The organism is Streptomyces sp. NPDC002690, assembly GCF_053592415.1.
In genome coordinates this window covers 1-2861 of record NZ_JBSFVR010000593.1, presented here as the reverse complement: position 1 = coordinate 2861, position 2861 = coordinate 1, and the positions used below count along the sequence as shown (strand labels likewise).

Genomic DNA, 2861 nt, shown 5'->3' with positions numbered 1-2861 from the left:
CGACCGGTGCCGCACAGGCGGGCGCCCGCGCCCCGCAGGGCCCGCCGGGCATTCCCGGTGCGGGAGGGCCCGTACGGGGCATGCTGTGCCGCACGGACCGAAAAGCGGATCCGTGCACAAGAAGAACGAATCGGGGAGGACACATCATGGGCGTCACACTCGCCAAGGGAGGCAATGTCTCCCTCTCCAAGGCCGCACCCAACCTCACCCAGGTGCTCATCGGCCTCGGCTGGGACGCGCGATCCACCACCGGAGCCGATTTCGACCTGGACGCCAGCGCGCTGCTGTGCCAGTCGGGGCGGGTGCTCGGGGACGAGTGGTTCGTGTTCTACAACAACCTCACCAGCCCCGACGGCTCCGTCGAACACACCGGGGACAACCTCACCGGCGCGGGTGAAGGTGACGACGAGTCCGTCATCGTCCACCTCGACCAGGTGCCCCCGCACTGCGACAAGATCGTCTTCCCCGTCTCGATCCATGACGCGGACAACCGTGGGCAGGCTTTCGGCCAGGTCAGCAATGCCTTCATCCGGGTCGTGAACCAGGCCGACGGCCAGGAGCTCGCCCGCTACGACCTCAGCGAGGACGCCTCGTCCGAGACGGCGATGATCTTCGGCGAGCTCTACCGCTACAACGGCGAATGGAAGTTCCGTGCGGTGGGACAGGGGTACGCGTCAGGACTGCGAGGCATCGCTCTAGACTTCGGGGTCAACGTTTCGTAAAGCCGCGCTCGGCGCGGGGGAGCCCCGCACTACGGGGGAGACCCGTTACATATACACGATGGGGTAGCCAGTGCTTCTGAAAACCTTCGGCTGGTCGTTCGCGATTACCGCGCTCGGCCTGGTCGCAGCGGTGTTCTACGGGGGGTGGCAGGCTCTCGGCGTCGTCGCGATCCTGACGGTCCTGGAGATCTCGCTGTCCTTCGACAACGCGGTGATCAACGCCGGAATCCTGAAGAAGATGAACGCCTTCTGGCAGAAGATCTTCCTCACGATCGGTGTGCTCATCGCCGTCTTCGGCATGCGACTGGTCTTCCCCGTCGTGATCGTGGCGATCAGCGCCAAGCTCGGTCCCATCGAGGCCATCGACCTCTCGTTCAACGACCCGGACCGGTATCAGCAGCTGGTCACCGACGCCCACCCGTCGATCGCGGCCTTCGGCGGCATGTTCCTGCTCATGATCTTCCTCGACTTCATCTTCGAGGACCGGGACATCCAGTGGCTCCGCTGGATCGAGCGCCCGCTCGCCAAGCTCGGCAAGGTCGACATGCTGTCGGTCTGCGTCGCGCTGATCGTGCTGCTCGTCTCCGCCCTGACCTTCGCGACCCACGCCCACCAGCACGGTGGGGCGCACGCCGACAAGACGTCCACGGTGCTGCTCGCGGGTGTCGCCGGTCTGATCACCTACCTCGTCGTCGGCGGGCTCTCGGGCTTCTTCGAGAACAAGCTCGAAGAGGAGGAGGAGCGCGAGCACGAGGCCGAGGAAGAGGCCAAGAAGAGCGGCAAGAACCTCGCTCCGGTCGTGCTGGCCGGCAAGGCCGCGTTCTTCATGTTCCTCTACCTGGAGGTCCTGGACGCGTCCTTCTCGTTCGACGGCGTCATCGGTGCCTTCGCCATCACCAACGAGATCGTGCTGATGGCCCTCGGCCTCGGCATCGGCGCCATGTACGTCCGTTCTCTCACGGTGTACCTGGTCCGCCAGGGCACCCTGGACGACTACGTCTACCTGGAGCACGGCGCCCACTACGCGATCGGCGCCCTCTCCGTCATCCTCCTCGTGACCATCCAGTACGAGATCAACGAGATCATCACCGGCCTGGTCGGCGTGGTGCTGATCGCCTGGTCGTTCTGGTCGTCGGTCCGGCGCAACAAGAGGCTCGCCGAGGTCGGCGAGGAAGGCGGCAGCACGCTGGTCGACGCCGGAGACGGCGGAGTCCGCTGAAGTTCTGGCCAGAAGTCTCCTCTGCCGGGTGTGTGACCCGGTAAGGAATGAGGGAACGCTCTTTGCGGGGCGGTCCGCGCGGTACGGCTCCGGAAACCCGGGCCGGTCCGCCGGCCGCCCCGCAGTGACGTGCGGGACGCGCGAAGAAGGGCCGGAACACCGGCTCGCGAGGACGCGCAGACAGTTAGGTGGGGGTAGGGGGATGGGCTTCTTCGACGGCCTGTGGCCGGCACGCACGGCGCAGTTCGAGTCGGGCAGCGCGGCGACGAACTCGATTCAGCTCTCACGACGCAACGCCACGGTCTCCCTGAACAAGCAGGGAGCGCTCACCGGGAACCTCCGCGTCAACCTCTCCTGGCGGATGCGGAGCTCCGACATCGAGGGCCGCTCGGGAAGCAGCCTGCTGCGGAACCCGCTGAAGCTCTTCCAGCCGGAGATCGTGCAGGCCCACACCCAGGGCATGGTCAACGTCGACCTCGACCTCGGGTGCATGTACGAGCTCACGGACGGCACCAAGGGCGTGGTGCAGCCCCTCGGCAATCTCATCGGGGACCTGAACGACCCGCCGTACATCCGGCTCAGCGGGGACGACCGCTTCGGCGCGCCCTCGGGGGAGACGGTCTACGTCAACATGGACCACCGCGACAAGATCAGGCGCCTGCTGTTCTTCGTCTACATCTACGACCAGACGCCGGCGTTCGACCGTACCCACGCGATGGTCACGCTGTACCCGGGCAACGGCCCGCGCATCGAGATCGAGCTGGACGAACGCGCGCCGCAGGCCCGCTCCTGCGCCGTGTTCACCGTGGAGAACGTCAAGGAGGAGCTGATCGTGCGCCGAGAGGTCAAGTTCGTCTACGGATTCCAGTCCGAGCTCGACCGGCTCTACGGCTTCGGCATGCAGTGGGGCCGCGGCTACA

The 2861-nt window shown here is 66.2% G+C and carries 3 protein-coding genes; all 3 read left to right on the top strand.

Annotation, left to right across the window (positions count from 1 at the left end; all coding sequences use genetic code 11):
• Positions 1-146 precede the first annotated feature (146 nt).
• Positions 147-722, top strand: coding sequence for a TerD family protein (locus ACWD3D_RS35610; RefSeq protein WP_328721968.1), 576 nt, complete (start codon positions 147-149; stop codon positions 720-722).
• 70 nt (positions 723-792) lie between these two features.
• Complete coding sequence (locus tag ACWD3D_RS35605; protein ID WP_451464814.1) at positions 793-1941, top strand: DUF475 domain-containing protein; 1149 nt, start codon at positions 793-795, stop codon at positions 1939-1941.
• Between the two features lie 202 nt (positions 1942-2143).
• A partial coding sequence (locus ACWD3D_RS35600; RefSeq protein WP_451464813.1) for a TerD family protein occupies positions 2144-2861 on the top strand: 718 nt, incomplete at its 3' end.

Bases quoted from the DNA above. Each gene is read 5' to 3' on its own strand.
- ACWD3D_RS35610 (WP_328721968.1), top strand. From the start codon at position 147: ATGGGCGTCACACTCGCCAAGGGAGGCAATGTCTCCCTCTCCAAGGCC.